Raw genomic sequence first — 23,062 nt, 5'->3', positions numbered from 1 at the left:
AAGTGGGGGTTTTTTTTAGGAATTTTAAGGTCTGATATATAAAACTATGTTCTAATATAGCTGATATGGCTTTAATAGCTTTTGTAAGCTTTTCAGCGATATCCTACTTGCGATGTAAATTGAAATTTTTTCGAGACGATTAAAATTCCACTATGGTATATCTTCCGAATAGATATACGGCGTCTTGCTATAGGCTTCGTCAGGAGTAAGGCCACTGAAGGTCCGTAAATAAAGTCCTAGCTGCTTTCTGCTACAATCATAGTATAGCCATTAGCTATACTTTTTTTCAATAATAATGCCAAAAAAATATAGTATTTTAAAGGAAATTGAAGTATTCTAGCATAAATTTCGGTAATTTACGGTAAAATACCGCCTACCAAACCCTAAATTCCCCTTTATTATCCTTTTATTTATGATGTAAGTTAATCGTTGCCCCAAAAAAATTTAACGTATACCTAGCTTTTGACTAATCATTAATAAATGATCATAAACCCTACCTGAAAAGATAAGAAAGACTTATCAATTAATGTGGTTTTGTCAATTTTAAGTAGTGATATGGTTTGATTTTATTTTTAAGAATATACCTACCCCAACAATAGCAAGGACACCACCAATAGTTTGTAACATAGTAATACCTTCTCCTAATAGGAAATAGGCTAAAATAATAGCACCAATTGGCTCACCTAAAACACTCATTGAAATTGTCGTAGCATCTACATATTTCAGTAGCCAGTTAAATAATGCATGTCCAAAAATATTGGGAATGAGCGCGAGTAAAAGAAATATAATCCAATCATTCTTAGAGTAATTTACCAACGAAACATTATTAATAAGACTATAGAATAATAAAATAATACCCCCAATCAGAAATACAAATGTACTATAAATGGAGGGCGGAATTTTTCTGCATAAGTTTTGTCCGGCTAACATATGAATCGCAACGGCCAATGTACCGAGGATAGAGAGTAAATCACCATATAAAGCCGAAGAAGAAAATCCAATATCCCCAGAAGCAATAATGATTGATCCAATAATAGCTAATCCGATACTCAGTATTCCTACAGGGCTTGTTCTTTCTTTAAAGAGAAAGTATGCACCAATCATTACGAAAACAGGCTCAAGCGTTGTTAAAATCATTGAACTTGCAACTGTAGTGTGTTTTAACGAATCCATCCAAAATAAAAAATGAAGTCCTAAAAATGTACCTGATATGAATAATAGTGTCCAATCTTTTACCGTCATTTTTTTAGAAATATGCTTCATTTGCTTCCAAGGTAAAAAGGGAAAAAGAATAATGATTGTGAAGAACAATCGATACATACCTAAAATAGAAGCAGGGGCTTCAGACCATTTAACCAGAATAGATGAAAAGGAAATTGCAACAACACCGATTATTAATAGTATTGTTGGGGAAACGGGTAACTTGTTTTCATTCATTTAAATCTCCCTCGATGATAAAAGCAATGCTGAAAACACCGCCTTGCATTGTTTTAATTTTTTATTATTCTATCATTGCCAGATATTCTATGAGATCTAGATTTTCTTAAATCTCTAGTAATGCGAATCCTTTTAAGCCATCGATCCTGTCCATCATACTTAGCTCGGAAAGGCTTTCTTCCATGTATGGCTCTAAAGTTATCAACGAATAAAGCATCTCCTGATTGTAAGATTACATCATCTATGACTTCGTCAAATTCATGAATTAATTGATTGAGTGCAGCCTTTTCATCTTCTGTTTCACTAGTTCTATCCATAAAATAAGGATCGACACGTAGATAAGGAGAATCGAAACTACCAAAAAGAATTGAAGTTTTTTCAAAAGGCAAAGAATGATCTATTTTATGGGCATTATCAGGTTTAATGATAAATCGCTTTTCGAAAAGAATTTTCTTATAACGTTCTTCAAGCTCAATAGAATTAGCGGATGCAAAAGTAGTTGCAGCTTTTTCAAAGTTTCTTAAGCAAAATAAACCTAAGTAATCGGGAGCATAAGTTTGGAAGGAATCTTCGGTGTGCCATGTAATAAGTTCTTCACTAGCAGAGTTGACTTGTTTATTTTCATCACCCTTTATAGGCAAAATATCTTGGACTAATTTTCCATTTTGTTCCGTTGACCAGCCAAAAACATCTCCAAGCATAGAACCATATAAAATGAATAAGATATCTTGTTTTACTGTATTTTTATCCTTTTCAGTGTAATTCCAATGAGATGGAGTACTACCAATTTCTTCATTGTTTATTGGATATCCTCGCACAATACAAGCTCCATAATTTTCTGAGAGTCTAAACTCATTTAAAAAATTTTTAACTCGTTCAGGTAACAAATGAGCATGAATACTAGCATTTTTTATAAAGTTTTCATCATCGGCCTTTTGATATTTTTTAACCAAATTTTCTAACTGTTCATTAATCATTTGAACTTCATCAGGATTTAAAGTTAAAATAGCTGCCTTTTGTCTTGTCTTTAACAAAACAATCACTCCTTTTGTATATTTATGAACAACTAGTTATAATTGTAGACATCTCACATCAATATGTCAATATTATGAATAATTTTAATTTTATCAAAAAAATAGATTATTATTGCATTTAATAATATTCAATACATTTATTAAAAAATATATATTTTTTAGTTTTGATGTTGGAAATGCATAATAAAAATACAGGACAGAAGTCAAGCGAAGTGATGGAACAGAGGGAAAACAACATACATTAATTGCACTTTTATATACATATGTAATAAAACTTACTAAGTTTTATATAAATACCTATATTATACATATCTGTTTGATTGTTTATTTAAATGTAAAACTAGTTACATGTATTTGTCAATGCAATTTACTTTTTTGTTTGATTATATCATCATTGATACACATCCCAATGAAGCTTCAGAGGTCGTAAACTATGTTATCTGTGCAACTGCAAATTGAAAGAGAAAGATTTAATTTCTACGTTTCATTCAAAATAATAAACCTATATACGTTTTAACGGTATTAAAGATTCTTGCCAAAGACTGCTAGCCTAGCTTTGTTTTAGGGAGTTATTTACATAAATAAAATAGCAGCTATCATGTTGGATGGTCGGTTGCTATTTTATTTTATATGCAATTCTTTTATATGTAATTCTAAAATGGATATGATGATGATGTTTTCCCACTATTATTGAATGACAAGTATTAGACTTGTTAAATCAGAAGCTGCTTCTCAGTAATTACAGATATTAAATTCTTTGATTGGCTAAGCCAGGTTATATCCGAAAACACAATTGGACTATCTTCACTCTTCTATTTATGCACCATTCTTTGTATTTTGAAAGAACACATAAATCTCCTAGCATTTTCGATTGATATATCCTCATATCATTTATTTTATATGATGATATATTTACGTCAAAAAAGGTACCCGTCGCTCTTTTCATCCCTAAGAATGCACCTATTTGACTGATTTCCCTAGTGTCATTATTTATAAAGCATGAGTTTTTTCTTCTTTTATTTAGTTTTACCAGGAGATAGCCTACGAAAGACAGTTACTTCATAAGTATCTTTTGTTGGAATTAGCACTTAAATCATTGCAGGTTGACTGTCGTAAATTAGGCAGTTTAAAATGAAAATGGTATTTCTCCCAATGATGGATTCATTACTAAAGGATCTAAGACAAGAATATTTTAACCTCAAACGAGAACTTGCACAAAACGTATACGAATAGTAGGTTGGCAACTAGTAGATGAATACTTTAGTGACATGCAAGTTGCTACTGCAGGTAATGATGTAGTACTTCGTTATGCAAATCAAGCTCTTAGTCAGCGCGTTTTTTCAAAGTCTCTCTCCTCTGCGGTACGGTCGCAAGATCGAACTCAAGGTACTGAAAAATCGCAATTTGCCAATTTCGCAGGTTGATCAGATGTGTGGCTAGCCCTCCGAGCGTCATTGATTTATCGTGCGGCTTCCAAGACATATGTTCATCGGACAAACCTTCCAGAATACGCGTAGAGGCCAGCTAATGCGTTGCGTTGCCAACGATCAGTTGTTTAATCATAAATTCCTCTCCTCACTTATGATTTTTGGTTTTGCGTACTATAAACTCAGTCGAGTGGGCAAGCATTCTACTTCACATCAACCCTTCTTTATCTAAAGAATTAATTTTGCAGCCCTTCCGTTACTCCATCTAGAATTTCTCCCCAATATACTTTCATTTCCTCTCGAACATTCTTATCGGCAAGCTTTTCTTGATAAAAACTAATCGTTGTTTTATTACTTGCTTTCGATATAATACGGACTTGAACTGTTGAGGGTTTTTCCCATTCCTCTTTTTGCCATGTTAGGCGAAGCTGTTCTAACGGTTTAACAATCCGAATTTCCCCTGCCCCGGTTTTCGTTATATATTTCTGACCTGGTTCAAGAATGATGCTAGTACTCTCACCCAACCATAAATCTAATCCTTCCTTAGAAGCAATAAGCTCCTAAGCTTTCTCCTGTGAAATTGAAAAAGTCCTTCTAACTCCGACCTGAAATCCAACATCTTTTGTTTGTCCAATAATTCTTTGGTTCTTCATTTCTTCACCTCATAATTCTTAACAGTCTTTGTTAGTACTTTTACTTCGATTTACTTTCTAATAATTCCTTCCCTTTCAATTAAATGGCTCTTCGTATTATAAGGTCAATCAGAAAAGAAAATATTTCTGGTTGACCATTTTTTATATCGATATATGATAACGGTAGCCGGGGGAGAACGTAATGGCCCTTGGGACTTGATCCCGTCATTTAAACAGTCCCCCCCTACTTGTAGAAACATGATTGAGGCTGGTTGGGACTTGGATCTCGTATAACAAGCGAAGCTATGAAACTACATGGAGGAATATGGTTACCGGCTAATAGATTTTCAGGAGGAGATACATGATGAATCCAGTCATAGTTCTGGATGTGGCAAAAGGAGAAAGTCAGGTTCAAGCATTCTTGGATAAAAAGCTACCTTACAAAAAGAGTTTCAAAGTAACACATACTCTTGAAGGGTTAAGTAGTCTTTTAGATTTTATTAGAGAAGTAGAAGGTATATCAGGGATACATCCTCCTATAGTATTAGAAGCAACCGGACATTATCACACACCCATTGTGCAATATTTCGAGAAAAGAGGGTACTTATTAATTATAGTGAACCCTCTCGTATCATTTCGAGCTAAGAGTTTTAATTTACGTAAGGTAAAGACTGATATTATTGACGCTCACCACCTCTGCGAATTGTATTATAAAGAGGATTTAGAGCCTTACAAACAACTAGGAAACCCCACTAAGTACTAATGGAAAAGCAATTTCAGCAATCGTCGCATTAGAAGACTCTGGTAAATGTCTAGTAGTTTCTAGGATTCTCTCTTCCCTGGCTTGTTTCTCTTTTTGTTCTAGTTCATAACGTTCTCTTAATATTTCTTTAGCTTTTAAATAAGTCTCTACTCTTTTGGCTACTTCTACTCGCTCTGCTTTAAGTTTCTCATTTTTAGCTAATTCTTCAGCGTAGTATTTATTGACTTCTTGTTCAATTTTTTTGATTTGTCGATTTAACAAAGGAATCTGATATTCTACATGTTCATTTATATTTTTAAGTAGCTCAATTTCTTCTGGTATTTCATCTAATATTTCATATCCATAATCATTATCTTTAATCTTAACCAGTATTTCATCTAGCTAATAATCTATAGTTTTTAATCCAGCTATTACTGCTTCTATGTCTTTTATAGGCAGATTTAAGAATGCTCTTAAATAGTCTTTACCATATGTAATCGTTTTATTTGTCCTCTTATGTTGAACAGTGAACATAAATCGTAAAGTGATACCGCAAGCACATTTCCCTAAACGATTCCCTGAACCAAAATCAACGTAATCAATAATATCCCAATCCTCTACGTTTCTTTCATCCTCTTGTAAATCTATATCTACAGATCTAATTGCTTGTACTTTTTCTTCAACCATAATGTTACCGAAAATCGTTCTTCTTCCACACTTTACTTTATTTAATAAATAATCTTATTGTTTAGGTGTGACAAGTGATAACAATTCATTTCTCTCAACTTGAGACAATGGTTCAAATAACATATAGTACCACCTAAATTAATTAGATTTACTTAATTTTACTATATAGATCTAATAAAATAGTACTATAAATTAGTGGGTAATTATTATGTTTAAACCATTTATCAACAATTTTAATCAACTTCAAACTCTCAATTGTCAAACATTCGTTCTAAATCTATACTATTTTTATACCAATAAAAGGAGGAAATAGTATGGCTAGCTACACAAAGCGTGGTAACTCTTGGCAATATACCATTAGTCGCAAAATAAACGGTAAGCAAAAACCAATTCGTAAAGGAGGATTTCGAACCAAAAAAGAGGCACAAGAAGCAGCTATACAGATGGAGCTTGATTTAAAAAATGGAGTACTTGATCCTCAAAAAGACTATCCCATTGAAAAATACTTTATGGAATGGTACAAGACATATAAGAGAGATATATCGAATATTACCCTTAACTCATATAAAGCATCCCACAATAAACTTCTAAAATACTTTGGGGATAAAGCAATTCAAGATATCACCAAACGTGAATACCAACATTTTCTTAATTGTATGGGAGAGCAATTTGCTAAAACAACAAATCGTAAAATGAATGGTTTTATTCGAACTTGTATAAGAGAGGCAATCGATGAAGGTTTAATAAAAATAGATTTTACTCGCAATGTTACCATAACAGGATTGGCAAGTAAGAAAAGCTCTGAAAAGTTTTTAGATTATGAGGCAAGTAAAAAACTACTAATTTACTTACACAATCATCTTGATGATGGATTGGAATATTTAATGCTGATTGTTGCATTAACATCAGGTATGCGATATGGAGAATTAGTTGGATTATCCATTGAAGATATTAACTTTAAAAAGAATACTATTAAAATCTATCGACAATGGCGTTATAAAGAAAATGGTGGATTTGGTCCGTTGAAAAATGAATCATCTGAACGTACAATTGGATTAGACAAGGCAACAATATACATCTTAAAAAAACAGGTACTTAAAATTAAAAACCATCCACAAAATGAAAATCACTTGGTGTTTTATGCACCAGATTCACCGATTCAAGTCATTACAAATGATCGTTTAAATGATGTGTTAAGAGCTTCTATAAAAAAACTAAAAATGAAACCTGTTATTACGGTACACGGTTTACGTCATACTCACGCTAGTGTTCTACTTTATAAAGATATTTCTGTTCTATATGTTAGTGAGAGACTTGGTCATGCGTCGATCGATATCACCACTTCTACTTACGCACATCTTTTAAAAGAACTCCGTGAAAGGGATTCTTCAAAAACTATCTCAATATTCGATGAACTACTCGATGAATAAATCCTGGTGTAAAAATGGTGTAAAACGTGTATAAAAAGCGTCTTTTTCACTCGTTTCATTCGGATTATTTCTCTTTCTTCAAAAACTAAAAAACGCCCCAAACCTTTTTATATCAAGGTTTGAAGCATCTTCTTATTGGTTCAAACTTTTACTGTCTGAACCCTTCGATGTCCCAGGAGGGATTCGAACCCCCGACCGACGGCTTAGAAGGCCGTTGCTCTATCCAGCTGAGCTACTGAGACAGTATGCTTACTGAGTCATATCAGTAAGACATTTACTATTATAACATTGGTAAAGAATATGTCAACATGTTTTATTTGTATAATAATGTTTTTTCTTCAATCACTTGTTTTTCTTCTGTGTAAAAAATAATGTGCCAGCCATTTTCAACGGTCTCGACAATTGCATAGCTTTTTTCTTTACGCCTTCTAGGAAGTAGCAGACTACCCGGATTGACGTATAAAATCCTATCGACTAATTCAACACCTAATACATGGGAATGTCCGAAAAGAACGACATCTGCTCCTAGTTCTCTTGCTCTAAAGGACAATGTGGTCAATTCAAATTTTACGTTGAATAAATGACCGTGTGTCATGAAAATTCGTTTTCCCTCTATTTCTTCTATGATTTCAAGTGGCAATTGCCCGTCATGGTCACAGTTTCCTCTTACCTTCAGTGCATTTTGCAGTTCTGGTGCAGAAAAGTTTAATTCACTATCACCACAATGAAAGATTTTATCTACATCAGGATTTTGATGAATGACATGTGAAATGACTGTTGCATCACCATGTGTATCACTCATGACCAATATTTTCATCGATATTCACTCCTATTGAAACCATGATGGTAATTGTTCAGCTAATTTGTGGATGGCATGACCACGGTGAGAAATCGCACCTTTTTCTTCAGCTGTTAATTCCGCCATTGTACGACCAAGTGATGGTACATAAAAAATAGGATCATACCCAAAGCCATGATTCCCACGTTTTTCTGTAAGAATCTTGCCCTCGCATGTACCAAAGAAAGTTTCTGTTTTGTGGCTTGGACCTGTTATCGCTATACAGCAACAAAAGCGTGCAGTGCGTTTTTCTTCAGGTACACCCTTTAATTTTGTCAACACTTTGTTAATATTCGCTTCATCATCGTGATCTCCTGCATATCGAGCAGAATAAACCCCTGGTTCGCCATTTAAAGCGTCAATTTGTAGTCCGCTATCGTCGGCAATGACAAATGTATTTAATCGTTTGGCAACAGCTTCTGCTTTCAAAATGGCATTTTCCTCAAAAGTTGTTCCTGTTTCTTCAATTTCCATATCAGGTGCTACATCAAATAGTGTAAGAACTTTATAGCCTAGCGGCGCAAAAATAGCTTCAAAATCTTTTGCTTTCCCTTTATTTTTCGTTGCAATGATTACTTGTTTCAATTTAAAAAGTCCTCCTGTTTTCATCTAAAATTAAAATTTTACATCCTTTATATAAGCCAGTATGGTTAAAAAAATCAAAAGTTTTTTACCCTTCTGCCTAATTTCACGATCATTGAAAACTGTAGCATCACCATTTTTATAGATCAAAATCTATCTTCTCTTTCATTTTATAAGCCAAAAAACTGATTTTTATCATGCATTTGGAGGAGAGTTAACCTTTTCAGTAGTCTCCAATTTTACTACAGTGAAATGTCTTCCCAAAGCTAGGTGAAATTCACTTTTTTATATTGAAAGCGTTATGTAATTAAAAATTCATATACTTGTCCTAAAGGGTAGTATTATGAAAGCCCGAAAAGAAAACTTTTCGAGCTTTATACTATAGTTTTATTCGTTTGACATTGATTTCTTTTAAGGGTAACCAATTACTTGCGATTGATCTAAAAATAGGAACTGATCCTGTCGTATAAAAAAGATACTCAGGAGGTTTTTTATCTGTTCTAGCAATGTGCTGAAATCGTAAAATCTCCTTTACCTGTTTCGCTGTTTCCTCTGCAGAAGAAACAACATGCACTTGATCGCCCACTACTTCTTCAATAAGTCCTTGAATAATTGGATAATGTGTGCATCCTAAAATCATCGTATCAAACTTTGTATTTTTTAATGGTGCTAGTGTTTCCGCTACCAAGTTTTGGGCAAATTTGCCTTCATATTCACCACTTTCAACAAGTGGCACTAATCTTGGACATGCTAATGATGTTATGTTACTAGAAGAATATAATGAATAAAGAGCATTTTCATATGCTCCGCTTTTGACTGTTCCTTGAGTTGCAATAACTGCAATATCATGTGTTTTTGTCGCTTTAATAGCTGCTTGTGCACCCGCATTGATAACGCCCACTACAGGGAATTTACAACGCTTCTGTAACCCATCTAAAGCTACCGCTGTTATAGTGTTACAAGCAATCACAAGCATTTTAATATTCATCTTTTCAAGCTGATCGACTATTTGCCAAGTAAATTGAATCACCTGTTCCTTAGAACGGGGACCATATGGGCAACGAGCAGTGTCGCCTAAATAGGTTATCGATTCATTTGGTAAATAGCGCAGCATTTCCTTCACAACGGTTAGCCCACCAACTCCTGAATCAATTACTCCAATGGGAGCATTCACTTTAACCGCCTCTATCCTGGTTCATTTCTTTGTATAGTTTGCTTAATAATATTGAAAGAGATTGAACTTCTTCGATATGAAAATCTTTTACGATACCTGCCAAATAGTGTTGGCGTTGTTCAATTACTTCTTCAATAATGCGTTCTCCTTCTGTAAGCAAATGGATACGAACGACACGACGATCCTGATTATCTCGAATACGCTGTACCAGCTCATTTCTTTCCATACGATCAACTAAATCCGTCGTCGTACTGAACGCTAAATACATTTTATTCGAAAGATCACCAATTGTCATGTCTCCTAGCTCATGAAGCCATTGTAGAGCGATAAACTGTGGTGGTGTAATCGTATAATTACTTAAAATTTCTCTGCCTTTTTGTTTAATAAGAGCTGCAATATGGCGTAATTCTCTTTCTAACAACTCTATTTGTTCCATATTATGGATAATCTTATGATGCTCCTGGTTTGACATGTAGCTTTTCCACTCCTCAAAAGGATTACTTATCCCTATTGTGAAGTGTTTTTTACAAAATGGCAAGTATACTTTTTATTCTAAAGTAAACTCCCCTAATCGGATCAACTCAAGCATTGCTTGTGCGCGACTAGATACGCCTAATTTTTGAATAGTATTGGAAATATGATTTCGAACTGTTTTTTCACTTATACCTAGCTCTTTAGCAATTTCTTTCGTCGTATAATCCTTCATTAATAAAAGGAATATTTCGTGTTCTCTTTTCGTCAAAATTGAATGATGAAAACGACTCATTTACGTGCGCCCCTCCAATCCCCTCACACTGTACAGTATGATAGGAGTTGCGTTGCGGTGACGGCATTTGCCCGATGAATTTTAGAGATTAAAATTACTTTTTTGATCCAGACAATTTCTCCAGTTGTTTTTCCGTCCAAGATGCTGATTTTCCGTTGTTTTGGTTTATTTGAACGATTGTTCCTCTGCCTGTAAAACATATTTGTTCAAGATGATCTACACCTAAATAATGCAAATCGACAGACGAAGATCCTATTTTGGCAATCTTGGCATATACCTTCAATGGTTCGTTGAAATACACCTGTTTTAGATAGTCACATTGTATGTCTGCGACTACAGGGATGTTATTCACATCCTGATCCGTCCAATCCTCCATTAATCCTAAATGATTAAAAAAATCAATTCTAGCCTGTTCAAAATAAACAATTGGCACTGTATTATTCAAATGTCCATACATATCTGTATCTGAAAAGCGTACTTTGATCGGCACATAAAACGAAAATTCTTCTCTCCATTTTTCTATATTTTCTATATAACTTTTTAACATCCATATCCCCCCTGTTGAAAATGAATAGTTATTCATTTATTATAACAAAAAGTTGGCTATGGAATCTATTCAATTGAACGAATCGATTTTTTACTGGCCTTTTGGGCACACAGTGATTCTTATTTAAGCCTGTGTTCTTTGTTTATTTTTTGTGTAAAAGTTTTTATGTATGATTGGGAGACAATTACTCTTGAAAATTTACAGGAGGAAATAAAAAGCACAGAATGCTGATCAATAGCATTCTGTGCTTTCTCGTTATCTATTTTATTACTAGTCAACCATATGATCAGAACCAAAGAAGTTTCTGAACATTTGAACAGTTGTAGCACGGTTTAAAGCCGCAATAGAAGTTGTCAAAGGAATACCTTTTGGACAAGCAGCCACACAGTTTTGTGCGTTACCACAATTGGCAAGACCGCCTTCACCCATAATTGCGTTTAAACGTACATCTTTGTTCATAGCACCTGTTGGATGCGAGTTAAATAGACGTACTTGTGAAAGTGGAGCTGGTCCGATGAAGTCTGAATGGCTATTGACATTTGGACAAGATTCTAAACATACACCACAAGTCATACATTTAGATAATTCATAAGCCCATTCACGTTTACGTTCAGGCATACGAGGACCTTCGCCTAAGTCGTAAGAACCATCAATTGGAACCCATGCTTTCACTTTTTTCAATGAATCAAACATGCGGCTACGATCGATTTGTAAGTCACGAATAACAGGGAAAGTACTCATTGGTTGTAATTTCAATGGTTGTTCTAATTGATCTACCAATGCGGAACAAGATTGACGAGGACGACCATTGATAACCATTGAACATGCCCCACAAACTTCTTCTAAACAGTTCATGTTCCATGCAATAGGTGTAGTTTGTTTACCATCAGTTGTTACAGGGTTTTCACGAATTGCCATAAGAACGGAAATAACGTTCATATTTGGACGATAAGGAACTCTAAATTTTTCCCAATAAGGGTTTGAGTTCGAGTCATCTTGACGTTGGACTTCAACTTCAACATATTTTTGTGCTTCGTTACCCATAATTAGTGAGCTCCTTTCGTATAGTCACGTTTACGAGGCTTGATAAGTGAAATATCAACGTCATCGTAAGTAATTTTCGGATCAAATGAAGGTGTAAATTCAGCAATTGTTGTTTTAAGGAAGTTTTCATCATCACGTTCTGGGAAATCAGGTTTGTAATGAGCTCCACGAGATTCGTTACGAAGTAAAGCACCTTTTGTAATAACATTTGCTAAAGCAAGCATGTTCTTCAATTGACGAGTAAATTGAACACCTTGGTTGGACCACTTAGATGTATCGTTAATATTGATATTGTTCCAACGTTCTTTTAATTCTTGTAATTTTACAAGAGTTTGTTCTAATTTATCATTGTAACGAACAACTGTAACGTTTGAAGTCATGACTTCACCAAGTTCTTTGTGAAGTAAGTATGCATTTTCATTACCATCTAAACGCAATACTTCATCCCATTTAGCTTGTTCTTCTTTCACAGCGTTATCGTATAAAGAAGATGAAAGATCTTCAACGTGTTTATCTAATCCTTGGATGTAATGAACAGCGTTAGGACCTGCTACACTACCACCGTAAATAGCTGAAAGTAATGAGTTTGCACCAAGACGGTTTGCACCATGTTGAGAGTAATCACATTCACCTGCAGCAAATAGACCAGGAATTGAAGTATGTTGATCAAAGTCAACCCATAGACCACCCATAGAATAGTGAACAGCTGGGAAGATTTTCATAGGTACTTTATGTGGATCATCACCAACGAATTTTTGATAAATTTCAATGATACCACCAAGTTTAACGTCTAATTCATGTGGATCTTTGTGAGAAAGATCTAAGTATACAACGTTTTCACCGTTAATGCCTAGTTTTTGGTTAATACATACGTCAAAGATTTCACGTGTTGCAATATCACGTGGTACTAAGTTACCGAATGCAGGATATTTTTCTTCTAAGAAGTACCAAGGTTTACCGTCTTTATATGTCCAAATTCGTCCACCTTCACCACGAGCAGATTCTGACATTAAACGTAATTTGTCATCGCCAGGAATTGCTGTTGGGTGAATTTGAATCATTTCACCATTTGCATATTTTGCACCTTGTTGATAAACGATTGATGCTGCAGAACCTGTATTAATCATTGAGTTTGTTGATTTACCAAAGATGATACCAGGACCACCACTAGCCATGATTACGGCATCAGCACGAAATGCTTTGATTTCATGAGTTGTAAGGTTTTGAGCTTTAATACCTTTACATACGCCTTCATCATCAAGAATTACGCCTAGGAATTCCCAGCCTTCATATTTTGTCACTAATCCTTCAACTTCCCAACGACGAACTTGTTCATCAAGTGCATAAAGAAGTTGTTGACCAGTAGTCGCACCAGCAAACGCTGTACGGTGATGGATAGTACCACCGAAACGACGGAAATCCAACAGACCTTCAGGTGTACGGTTAAACATAACGCCCATACGGTCAAATAAGTGAATAATACCAGGTGCTGCTTGAGTCATTGCTTTAACTGGTGGTTGGTTTGCTAAGAAATCCCCACCATAAATTGTATCATCAAAGTGGATCCAAGGAGAGTCCCCTTCACCTTTTGTATTTACGGCACCATTAATCCCGCCTTGCGCACATACAGAGTGTGAGCGTTTTACCGGAACTAATGAGAATAATTCAACTTCTGTGCCCATTTCGGCAGCTTTCATAGTAGACATCAAGCCAGCTAAACCGCCACCAACGACTATCAATTTGCTTTTAGCCATGTTTTTTTCTCACTCCTCGTTCAAATAGTAATCAAGCGCTTACAAGTTTACACATGACTGCTTAAATAAATGCAAGTAGAGCACCCACGCCGATTACAGATAACACTACAAAGAAAATCAATGTGATGTAAGTTGCAATTTTTTGAGATTTTGGAGATTGTGTAATTCCCCAACTTACTAAAAATGACCAAATACCGTTAGCCAAGTGGAACGTAGCTGAAATAATACCTAATGCATAGAACGCAACCATGACTGGGTTAGATAAAATATTAGCCATCATATCATAGTCAACTTCTGTACCAAGCGCTTTTTGAATTCGAGTTTGGAAAATGTGCCATGCAATGAATATTACAAGAATAACGCCTGTAATACGTTGAAGTAGGAACATCCAGTTACGGAAAGTACCAAAACGTTGATTATTTGGTGCTGCTGTAAAGGCAATATACACTCCATAAAATGCATGGAACATTAAAGGAATGTAAATGACAAACCATTCAAGGAACCATAAGAATGGTAAATTCCCCATAAATCCACTTGCTGTGTTAAATGCTTCTGCACCGTGTGTTGCTTGGAAGTTGATTAACAAGTGTTGCGTCACGAATAACCCTACTGGAATAATTCCAAGAAGAGAATGCAGACGACGCCAATAAAACTCTCGATCTTTCGACAAGACTGTTACCCCCCTTAATACTTGAAAGCAAGATGTCAATTTTTTGTCATGTAATTATCACTCGACATCTATTGACTGCTTGTTTCATAATGGTACAATATTATGACAAGTTTATTGTACTCTCATACCACAATAGCGTCAAGGCAACATGAACTTTTTTATGAGCTATTCTCGTTCATATTATTCTCGAAAAAAGCAATCATTCATGTCTAATGTGTATTAATTCTTTTACTGACATAATTTAGACAAAATATGAAAGAAGGATTTTCATGTCTACTCAACAAAAAAATGAAATAACACAATTTGGTTATGAGCTAATTCGTGATCATGTACTCTCTTCTATATTGGGGAAAAATGAAAAAGATATACTATATTGGTGTGGAAAAGAACTAGCTCGTCAATTTCCGCTCTATGATTTAGAAGAAGCAATCTCATTCTTTAAAGAAGCTGGTTGGGGAGATTTAACGATTGATAAGGTCTCAACTGATGAAGCTTTTTGTACTTTAACCGGAGATCCCGAAGTATTAAAATTTGATAGTCGCTGTTTTCAACTTGAGGCTGGATTTTTGGCGCAGAACCAACAAAAATACTGTGGCTTCCTAACAGAGTGCTACGAAGAAACGAAACCAAAACAAGCACAAGTTAAATTTCACATCAAATGGGATTTGAAGGATAGGATAGAAGGCTAGAGTGAACCTTTACCCAGGGAAATTTTCTTTCACTTGGGTTAGTTAGTTGGATCAATTCATCTTTTATAAGCGGTTAATTCTATACTTTACTAGTTATTTTAAAAGAAAACTTTCTGCTTGTTCATACACGATAGATTCATTCATCAAAAACTCCTACCAGAAAAAATGGAGAATACTGAAAAACTATAGAACCATGATTTTTATCACAGTTTTTTCAGTAGTCATCAAAATACTGGTAGGAGTTTTATTTACGTAATAAAGGACTCCACGCATACGTTCGTTCATATGAAAAGTCCTTTATGAACATATTGACGCTTACTCATTAATTGTAGTAGCCATCAGGTGAAAGTCATTTATTAATGTGGAATTTTTTCTTTGACGGATAAACCAAATTCGTCATGTAAAGCATTTGCTGCTTTTAACATATCTTCCTGCGGTACAACAACAGATACTTTGATTTCTGAAGTGCTGACCATTTTAACAGGAATCCCTTCACGATATAAGCGTTCGAACATCGATGCCGCAACACCTGGATTTGACACCATACCAGATCCGACGATTGAAACTTTTGACAGTTCCCCTTCATAGTCCACATGATGATAGCCCAATGTATCTTTGTGTTCAGATAAAACTTGTAATGTATCTTGAAGATTTTCTTTTTTTACTGAGAACGACACAGATGGTTCCGTTCCTTCAATAATCGTTTGGACAATAATATCGACATTGACATGATTTTTGGCTAATGTTGTAAAAATATTAGCTAATGAACTATTATATGCTTCCTTATAATATACCGTTAAACGAATAATATCCGATTCAAATGCAACACCACGTACAACCAAGCCTTTTTCCACTGTAATTTCCTCCTTCAAGATAGTACCTTCAACATCCTCATAACTCGAACGAACAGACATAGGAATATGATGATTCTTGGCTACCTCTACAGAGCGAGGATGTAGAACACCTGCTCCCAGATTCGCTAGTTCGAGCATTTCATCATAGGACATTTCCAGTAACTTTCTGGCGCCTTTAACATATCGAGGATCACTTGTATAAACACCATCAACATCTGTATAAATATCACAGCGTTCAGCATTTAGTGCTACTGCAAGTGCAACAGCAGTCGTATCTGAACCTCCGCGGCCTAATGTTGTAATATTTCCTTCATCATCAATACCTTGGAAACCAGCGACTACAGCAACCTTCCCCTTTTCCAAAGCATCTTTGACAGCCTTTGGTGCAATATTCTCGATTCTTGCATTGCTTGGCACATGCTCTGTCATAATACCGGCTTGCCAACCAGTAAATGACTGCGCCTCAATTCCTAATTTATGCAAAGCAATGGATAACAATGATATCGTTACTTGTTCTCCAGTTGTCAATAGTACATCCATTTCTCTTTTTGAAGGTGATTCAGAAATTTCATGAGCCATATCTACAAGTTGATCTGTCGTTTTCCCCATTGCAGATACAACTACGACAATGTCATGCCCGTTTTGTTTCTCACGCTGAATGCGTTTGGCAACATGCATAATTCTTTCTGTTGTTGCGACGGAAGTCCCGCCAAATTTTACCACTAAAATACTCATCAAAACGCTCCCCTACATAGTTGTATGTGGGCGACTTTCACAATGATTTCTAATGAAAAAAGAGCAGCCCTTTCACATGTGTGAAGAGCTGCTCTTAGCATGCACGTTCAAAAGAACATTCATGTGAGATAGCCCTCCAGAATCTATGTTGACTCTGACAATTCTACATTTCTTCAATGTAGAACCAGCAGCAAGATGGAATTAGCAATCTTGCAACTTCGGCGGCCTCCCCTTTCATCGACCTTCAAAGGATCTATTCATCCTCCAGTCGGGTACTCTTGAAACCCGCGCCTCTATCATCACTAAATCAGTGATTTTTAATTGGTGACACTACGATACCATATAAATCGCTATTTTTGCAATTATTTTTTCAAAAAAAAGTCAATGATTGCCTGAGCCAGTTTTTTAGGTACACCAGCTTCTTGTAATTCTTCAAACGTTGCTTCTTTAATCTTCTTGATCGAACCAAAGTGTTTTAATAGCTGTTGCTTTCTTTTTGGTCCGATTCCTGGAATTTCGTCTAAAATGGATGTAATCGCATTTTTTTCGTGCAGCTGCCTATGGAATGTGATCGCAAATCGGTGTACTTCATCTTGAACGCGTTGTAACAAATAAAAAGCTTCACTTGTTCGTTTTAGCGGAATGATTTCAGGCGGATTTCCATATAACAGTTGAGAAGTTTGATGCTTATCGTCTTTTGCTAATCCCGCAATTGGAATATCCAATCCAAGCTCATCCTCTAAAATTTCTCTTGCTACTTCCATCTGTCCCTTCCCTCCATCGGTTACGAGTAAGTCTGGAAGAGGGAGGCCTTCCTTTAAAACTCTTGAATAGCGGCGACGAATAACTTCGCGCATCGCTCCATAATCATCATGTGCATGGGCATTTTGAATTTTAAATTTACGATATTCTTTTTTACTCGGTTTACCATCAATAAAAACAACCATTGCCGAAACTGTATCCGCTCCAAAAATATGAGAATTGTCAAAAGCTTCGATACGTAGAGGAGTTGCAATATTCATCGCATCCCCCAATTGTTCGCAAGCACCTATTGTTCTTTGTTCTTGTCTCTCAAGCAATTGGAATTTCTCAGTAATAGCTATTTGAGCATTTTTTGATGCCAAATCGAGTAATTCCTTTTTCCTACCTCTTTGTGGCTTTAACACTTTAATATTCAATACTTGCTGTAACATATCACCATCTATTTCTTTTGGGATAAGAATTTCCTTAGGTTTTATATGTTCAGCTTTTTCATAAAATTGCCCGACATATGTTAAAAATTCATCCTCTGGTTCTCCATATGAAGGAAATAAAGAGACTGCACGTTCAATTAGTTTCCCTTGTCTAACAAAGAATACTTGTACACACATCCAGCCTTTATCTACCGCATAGCCAAAAACATCCCGATTGATAAAATCAGTTGTGGTGATCTTTTGTTTTTCCATTACAGCGTCAATATGGGCTATTTGATCTCGATATTCCTTTGCACGTTCAAAATCTAGTTTTTCTGAAGCATCCAACATTTTCTGATGCAATTCCTCTTTGACTGCCGTATATCCGCCATTCAAGAAATTCGTAATTTCTTGGACCATCTCATCATAAACCTGTTTATCAATATCTTTGACACATGGAGCTAAACATTGACCTAGATGATAATATAGACAAACACGATTCGGAAGTGAATAACATTTCCTTAAAGGGTATAGTCGATTAAGCAGTTTCCTGGTCTCATTTGCCGCATAGACATTCGGATAAGGACCAAAATATTTTCCTTTATCCCTTTTTACTTTGCGAACTGTGAGTAATCTTGGATATTTCTCATTTGTGATTTTGATATAAGGATATGTTTTATCATCCTTTAACATAACATTATATTTTGGATCGTGTAGCTTGATCAAATTGAGTTCGAGCAAAAATGCTTCTTTATTTGAAGAAGTGACAATGTATTCAAAATCTTCAATCTCACTAACGAGTCTTTGCGTTTTACCATCATGTGTGCCTGTAAAATAAGAACGAACCCGATTTTTTAAAACTTTTGCTTTGCCGACATAAATAATAGTGCCTTGTCGATCTTTCATGAGATAACATCCCGGTTGGTCTGGCAAGATAGCTAGCTTTTGTTTGATTAATTCATTCATCAAATCACCTCTAAAAAAACCGGGCACCTTTTGTAGGGACCCGGTTTCGTTTGTAAGTCTTAAATGATTAAGCGTGTTTTTGGATGAATTCAGCTAATGCTTCTTTTGGTTGGAAACCAACTGTTTTGTCAATTTGTTCTCCATCTTTAAATAATAGTAATGTTGGGATTGACATAATACCGAATTGGCTAGCTGTTTCTTGGTTTTGATCAACATCAACTTTTACAATGTTCACTTTACCGGCTAATTCTTGATCTAATTCTTCTAAAATTGGAGCAATCATTTTACATGGGCCACACCAAGTTGCCCAAAAATCTACTAATGTTAATCCATTTGCAATATCATTTGAAAATGTTGCATCTGTTGAATGTACAATTGCCATTTTTTCATTTCCTCCTTAACTCTATGTATCGGTAGTGTAGCATAAAAGAAAATATGAGGCGACTTTTCTGCTCACTTGAAACGATTCATTTACCTACTAAAAAATCAAACTATAAATTTTTCTAACAATCGATTTTGGTTCTAACTCACACATCAAAAAATAGTATGCTAGGGATATTTCCTAACACACTATTTTTATAGTAATCCCTCATTTTCATTAAGATTGAACGACTACATTTTTAAATTCTTCGATCAGCAATGGGACAACTTCAAATAGATCACCAACAATTCCGTAGTCTGCTATTTTAAAAATATTCGCTTCTGGATCTTTATTGATCGCTACGATAATTTTGGAGTTAGACATACCTGCCAAATGTTGAATGGCCCCTGAAATACCACATGCAATATATAAATCTGGTGTTACCACCTTACCCGTTTGACCGATTTGCAATGAATAATCACAATAATCTGCATCACAGGCCCCACGGGAAGCACCTACAGCACCACCTAAAAGTTTTGCTAATTCTTGTAATGGTTCGAAGCCTTCAGCACTTTTCACACCGCGCCCACCAGATACAACGACCTTCGCTTCCGATAAATCAACGCCATCCGCAGCTTTACGAACCACTTCTTTGATAACCGTTCGTAAATTTGTAATATCTACTGATAGACTTGAAACTTCCCCTGAACGGGTTTCATCTTTTTCGAGCGGCGTGATGTTATTTGGTCGAACCGTGATAAATACGATGCCATCATCTTTTACTTTGACTTTCTCAAATGCTTTACCAGAATATATTGGACGGACAAATAAAGCATCGTCACCATTACCTTCAATCGTTGTGACATCAGAGATCAAACCGCTTTGCAATTTGCTTGCGATTTTCGGAGATAAATCTTTCCCTAGCGCTGTATGACCAAATACAATGGCATCTGGATTTTCTGCTTCTGTTACAGCGACAAATGCTTGACTAAAACCATCAGAAGTATACTGTTTCAAATGTGGATGCTCTACAGTCACAATACGATCGGCACCATATTGAATAAGTTCTGCACTTAATGATTCAACGGCATCACCTATTAAGACGCCGATCACTTCACCACCATCAGCAATTGTTTTTGCAGCTGCAATTGCCTCAAACGAAACATTTCTCAAAGTTCCTTCACGTACTTCACCCAAAACTAAAACTTTTTTTGTCATACGATTTCCTCCTCAGCAATATGAATCAGCTTAAATAACTTTTGCTTCTGAATGCAATAATTGAACCAGCTCTTTCACTTGGTCTTGCAATTCTCCTTGCAATACACGACCAGCTTCTTTTTGAGCTGGTAAAAAGATCTCTACTGTTTCTGTTTTTGTTTCAACATCATCTTCATCTATATCTAAATCATCTAATTCTAGTTCTTCTAACGGTTTTTTCTTCGCTTTCATGATCCCAGGCAAAGAAGGATAGCGTGGCTCATTTAATCCTTGCTGTGCGGTCACCAATAGAGGGAGAGTGGCTTCGATCACTTCCGAGTCCCCTTCCACATCGCGCACGATTTTGGCTGTATTCCCATCAATTTCAAGACTTGTTATCGTCGTTACATAATTGATCCCTAATAATTCCGCAACCCGAGGGCCTACTTGACCAGATCCTCCATCTATCGCAACATTTCCACCTAAAATCAAGTCTGCTTTTTTGTCTTTTAAGTATTCAGCTAAAATATATGCCACGGAGAACTGATCTAAATCTTCAACATCTTCTTCTGCATTGATTAGCACCGCTTTATCGGCACCCATTGCTAATGCTGTGCGAAGTTGCTTTTCAACATCTTCTCCGCCAATTGTTACAACTGTCACTTCGCCACCCTGTGCATCGCGAATTTGGATAGCTTCCTCAATAGCGTATTCATCATAAGGATTGATGATGAATTCTGCACCGTCTTCTTGAATGATGCCACCATCTAATACAATCTTCTCTTCAGTGTCAAAAGTTCGTTTAACGAGTACATAAATGTTCATATACCTAACCTCCCAATACTTTTATTGACCTTTAAAAACAGGCTCTCTTTTTTCAATAAATGCTAGGATACCCTCTTTTGCGTCTTCCGTAATAAAAACTTTTCCAAATCCTTCCGCTTCAGCAGTAATTCCTTCGTAAAAAGATGCTGATTTTGTAAATTGCAACATCTCGATGGCTGTTTTTAATGCAATCGGGCTCTTCTTTGCAATTTTCTTCGCTGTTTTTATCGCTTCCTCTAATAATTTCTCTTCAGGAATTGCACGATTTGCTAAGCCCCATTGTACAGCTTCTGTACCTGAAATAGGCTCACTTGTGAGTATCATTTCAGCTGCCTTTGCTTTACCAACATAGCGTGGTAAGCGCTGCGTACCTCCAAAACCCGGTATTATGCCTAATTGCAATTCCGGTAAGCCTAATTTGGCTGTTTCGCTGACATATCTGAAGTGGCAGCTCATTGCAAGTTCGAGTCCGCCACCGAGAGCTGCACCATGAACGGCTGCCATAATTGGTTTAGGAAATACTTCAAGCTTTTCAAAAACATCTTGTCCTCGAGTGGATAATGCCGAAAAATTCTCGCTTGTTGAAAACTCAGTGAATTCTTTTATATCTGCCCCCGCAGAAAAGAATCTACCTTCACCATGAAGTAAAACAACTCTAACATCTGGATCATTTTCAACCATATCAAGTAGTTGGTTCACTTCTTCAATCAATTCACGAGATAAAGCGTTTGCAGGTGGACGATTAATACCAGCAATTGCAATCCCTTCATCCACTGTATAATTTAGATATTTCATCTCCCATATCCTCCCTTGTGAAAAAATATACATGTGGCAAATTTATAACAATTTGCCAACATACTACCCCTTTTGAATTCCCTTTAGTAAAATCTGATGAACGCGAGGCGCCATTTCGACGAGATCATATTTTTGTTCTTTCATTACCCAAGTTGTGGATATTTCATCGATTGTTCCGAAAATAACTTGTCTTGTCAGACGAATATCCATATCTTCTCGAAACTCGCCATTTTGAATACCTCTTTTTAGAATTTCATCGAGCAGTCCTAAATACACTTTTAGAATGCTGTTGATTTTCAAACGAAGGTCTTTGTTGGATTGGCGAAGTTCTAATTGTGTAACGACAGCTAAATGATGATCTTCTGATAGCACCCTAAAATGTCCTTCAATCATCCGATAAAGCATTTCAGATGCTGAAGCACTTTCATTAATAATCTCTTGCAGGTTTTCTACAAAGACGGACATTTTCTCTTGAAAAACAGATATTAAAATATCTTCTTTGTTTTTAAAGTATAGATAAATCGTTCCATCTGCAACACCCGCTTGTTTCGCAATTTTAGAAACTTGCGCTTGGTGATAACCATTATCCGCAATTACAATAACAGCCGCGTCCAATATCTGTTTATATTTTGGTTTGTTTTTCTTCAATTTGATCACCACCGGTTTATCACAAAAATATGAATGACTATTCATTCATATTTTCA

At 35.8% G+C, this 23,062-nt stretch carries 23 protein-coding genes, 1 tRNA gene, 2 pseudogenes and 1 riboswitch; of the genes and pseudogenes, 3 read left to right on the top strand and 23 right to left on the bottom strand.

All coding sequences use genetic code 11. The features are described 5' to 3' along the window. Positions 1-543: 543 nt before the first annotated feature. From FEZ13_RS01185 to FEZ13_RS01165, 4 genes and pseudogenes are all read right to left on the bottom strand, one after another. Complete coding sequence (locus FEZ13_RS01185) at positions 544-1,437, bottom strand: DMT family transporter (RefSeq protein WP_146551130.1); 894 nt, start codon at positions 1,435-1,437, stop codon at positions 544-546. Between the two features lie 53 nt (positions 1,438-1,490). Beyond that, positions 1,491-2,471 carry a guanitoxin biosynthesis L-enduracididine beta-hydroxylase GntD gene (gene gntD / locus FEZ13_RS01180; RefSeq protein WP_146551129.1) on the bottom strand — a complete coding sequence of 327 codons (981 nt, stop codon included), beginning with the start codon at positions 2,469-2,471 and terminating at the stop codon, positions 1,491-1,493. A 1,326-nt stretch (positions 2,472-3,797) separates the two neighbouring features. After that, a pseudogene (locus tag FEZ13_RS19905) lies at positions 3,798-3,995 on the bottom strand (DinB family protein); the annotation flags it as partial. Positions 3,996-4,134: 139 nt separating this feature from the next. Beyond that, the gene (locus FEZ13_RS01165) at positions 4,135-4,452 is read right to left on the bottom strand and encodes an SRPBCC domain-containing protein (RefSeq protein ID WP_370467671.1); all 318 of its coding nucleotides are present in this window, start codon (positions 4,450-4,452) and stop codon (positions 4,135-4,137) included. A 442-nt stretch (positions 4,453-4,894) separates the two neighbouring features. Between FEZ13_RS01165 and FEZ13_RS01160 the strand changes: the two are divergent. Continuing rightward, positions 4,895-5,275, top strand: a pseudogene (locus tag FEZ13_RS01160) (IS110 family transposase); the annotation flags it as partial. On the opposite strand, the gene FEZ13_RS01155 reads toward FEZ13_RS01160, so the two are convergent. Continuing rightward, entirely contained in the window at positions 5,270-5,554 is a 285-nt protein-coding gene (locus FEZ13_RS01155; protein WP_146551127.1) for a hypothetical protein, read from the bottom strand. The pseudogene FEZ13_RS01160 and the gene FEZ13_RS01155 overlap by 6 nt on opposite strands. 120 nt (positions 5,555-5,674) lie before the next feature. Next, the gene (locus FEZ13_RS01150; protein ID WP_146551126.1) at positions 5,675-5,959 is read right to left on the bottom strand and encodes a hypothetical protein; all 285 of its coding nucleotides are present in this window, start codon (positions 5,957-5,959) and stop codon (positions 5,675-5,677) included. Between the two features lie 314 nt (positions 5,960-6,273). Here FEZ13_RS01150 and FEZ13_RS01145 point away from each other — a divergent pair, with 314 nt between their 5' ends. Beyond that, positions 6,274-7,389, top strand: coding sequence for a site-specific integrase (locus FEZ13_RS01145; protein WP_146551125.1), 1,116 nt, complete (start codon positions 6,274-6,276; stop codon positions 7,387-7,389). Between the two features lie 168 nt (positions 7,390-7,557). Here FEZ13_RS01145 and FEZ13_RS01140 read toward each other — a convergent pair. The 10 genes from FEZ13_RS01140 to FEZ13_RS01095 all read right to left on the bottom strand — a co-directional run bounded on the left by FEZ13_RS01140 (position 7,558) and on the right by FEZ13_RS01095 (position 14,764). Beyond that, positions 7,558-7,631: transfer RNA gene (locus FEZ13_RS01140), tRNA-Arg, on the bottom strand. A 71-nt stretch (positions 7,632-7,702) separates the two neighbouring features. Continuing rightward, the gene (locus FEZ13_RS01135) at positions 7,703-8,206 is read right to left on the bottom strand and encodes a metallophosphoesterase (protein WP_146551124.1); all 504 of its coding nucleotides are present in this window, start codon (positions 8,204-8,206) and stop codon (positions 7,703-7,705) included. Positions 8,207-8,218: 12 nt separating this feature from the next. Continuing rightward, positions 8,219-8,812 (bottom strand): XTP/dITP diphosphatase, encoded by a 594-nt coding sequence (locus tag FEZ13_RS01130; protein ID WP_146551123.1) that lies wholly within the window; start codon positions 8,810-8,812, stop codon positions 8,219-8,221. Between the two features lie 376 nt (positions 8,813-9,188). Beyond that, positions 9,189-9,983: a glutamate racemase gene (racE, locus tag FEZ13_RS01125; protein ID WP_146551122.1), complete on the bottom strand. Its 795-nt coding sequence runs from the start codon at positions 9,981-9,983 to the stop codon at positions 9,189-9,191. A gap of 1 nt (position 9,984) precedes the next feature. Then, positions 9,985-10,455, bottom strand: a complete 471-nt coding sequence (locus FEZ13_RS01120) for a MarR family winged helix-turn-helix transcriptional regulator (RefSeq protein WP_146548085.1) — start codon at positions 10,453-10,455, stop codon at positions 9,985-9,987. 75 nt (positions 10,456-10,530) lie between these two features. Beyond that, on the bottom strand, positions 10,531-10,749 hold the full coding sequence (locus FEZ13_RS01115; protein WP_119415556.1) for a helix-turn-helix domain-containing protein: 219 nt from the start codon (positions 10,747-10,749) through the stop codon (positions 10,531-10,533). 94 nt (positions 10,750-10,843) lie between these two features. Continuing rightward, positions 10,844-11,296, bottom strand: coding sequence for an acyl-CoA thioesterase (locus tag FEZ13_RS01110; protein WP_146548084.1), 453 nt, complete (start codon positions 11,294-11,296; stop codon positions 10,844-10,846). A gap of 270 nt (positions 11,297-11,566) precedes the next feature. Further along, a complete protein-coding gene (gene sdhB / locus FEZ13_RS01105) occupies positions 11,567-12,340 on the bottom strand; it encodes a succinate dehydrogenase iron-sulfur subunit (RefSeq protein WP_146548083.1) in 774 nt (257 codons plus the stop codon). A 2-nt stretch (positions 12,341-12,342) separates the two neighbouring features. Beyond that, complete coding sequence (gene sdhA, locus FEZ13_RS01100; RefSeq protein WP_146551121.1) at positions 12,343-14,094, bottom strand: succinate dehydrogenase flavoprotein subunit; 1,752 nt, start codon at positions 14,092-14,094, stop codon at positions 12,343-12,345. A 61-nt stretch (positions 14,095-14,155) separates the two neighbouring features. Beyond that, the gene (locus tag FEZ13_RS01095) at positions 14,156-14,764 is read right to left on the bottom strand and encodes a succinate dehydrogenase cytochrome b558 subunit (protein ID WP_146548081.1); all 609 of its coding nucleotides are present in this window, start codon (positions 14,762-14,764) and stop codon (positions 14,156-14,158) included. 269 nt (positions 14,765-15,033) lie between these two features. Between FEZ13_RS01095 and FEZ13_RS01090 the strand changes: the two genes are divergently transcribed. Further along, positions 15,034-15,453, top strand: coding sequence for a DUF2507 domain-containing protein (locus tag FEZ13_RS01090; protein ID WP_146548080.1), 420 nt, complete (start codon positions 15,034-15,036; stop codon positions 15,451-15,453). 356 nt (positions 15,454-15,809) lie between these two features. Here the strand turns inward: FEZ13_RS01090 and FEZ13_RS01085 are convergent, their stop codons facing one another. The 7 genes from FEZ13_RS01085 to FEZ13_RS01055 form a co-directional block, all read right to left on the bottom strand. Next, complete coding sequence (locus FEZ13_RS01085) at positions 15,810-17,042, bottom strand: aspartate kinase (RefSeq protein ID WP_146551120.1); 1,233 nt, start codon at positions 17,040-17,042, stop codon at positions 15,810-15,812. Between the two features lie 121 nt (positions 17,043-17,163). Then, positions 17,164-17,346: riboswitch (Lysine riboswitch) on the bottom strand. Positions 17,347-17,404: 58 nt separating this feature from the next. Next, positions 17,405-19,180, bottom strand: coding sequence for an excinuclease ABC subunit UvrC (gene uvrC / locus FEZ13_RS01080; RefSeq protein WP_146551119.1), 1,776 nt, complete (start codon positions 19,178-19,180; stop codon positions 17,405-17,407). A 67-nt stretch (positions 19,181-19,247) separates the two neighbouring features. Further along, positions 19,248-19,562 (bottom strand): thioredoxin, encoded by a 315-nt coding sequence (gene trxA, locus FEZ13_RS01075; RefSeq protein WP_146548077.1) that lies wholly within the window; start codon positions 19,560-19,562, stop codon positions 19,248-19,250. Between the two features lie 216 nt (positions 19,563-19,778). Further along, positions 19,779-20,759: an electron transfer flavoprotein subunit alpha/FixB family protein gene (locus FEZ13_RS01070; protein WP_146548076.1), complete on the bottom strand. Its 981-nt coding sequence runs from the start codon at positions 20,757-20,759 to the stop codon at positions 19,779-19,781. A 30-nt stretch (positions 20,760-20,789) separates the two neighbouring features. Continuing rightward, complete coding sequence (locus FEZ13_RS01065; RefSeq protein ID WP_146551118.1) at positions 20,790-21,563, bottom strand: electron transfer flavoprotein subunit beta/FixA family protein; 774 nt, start codon at positions 21,561-21,563, stop codon at positions 20,790-20,792. Between the two features lie 21 nt (positions 21,564-21,584). Next, on the bottom strand, positions 21,585-22,358 hold the full coding sequence (locus FEZ13_RS01060; RefSeq protein WP_146551117.1) for an enoyl-CoA hydratase: 774 nt from the start codon (positions 22,356-22,358) through the stop codon (positions 21,585-21,587). A 63-nt stretch (positions 22,359-22,421) separates the two neighbouring features. Next, positions 22,422-23,006: a fatty acid metabolism transcriptional regulator FadR gene (locus FEZ13_RS01055; protein WP_146548073.1), complete on the bottom strand. Its 585-nt coding sequence runs from the start codon at positions 23,004-23,006 to the stop codon at positions 22,422-22,424. Positions 23,007-23,062 lie beyond the last annotated feature (56 nt).

The sequence above is a fragment of the Rummeliibacillus sp. SL167 genome, from assembly GCF_007896505.1.
GTDB lineage: Bacteria > Bacillota > Bacilli > Bacillales_A > Planococcaceae > Rummeliibacillus > Rummeliibacillus suwonensis.
The sequence above is the reverse complement of the archived record's forward strand: the minus strand, read 5'-3'. Positions and strand labels throughout refer to the sequence as shown.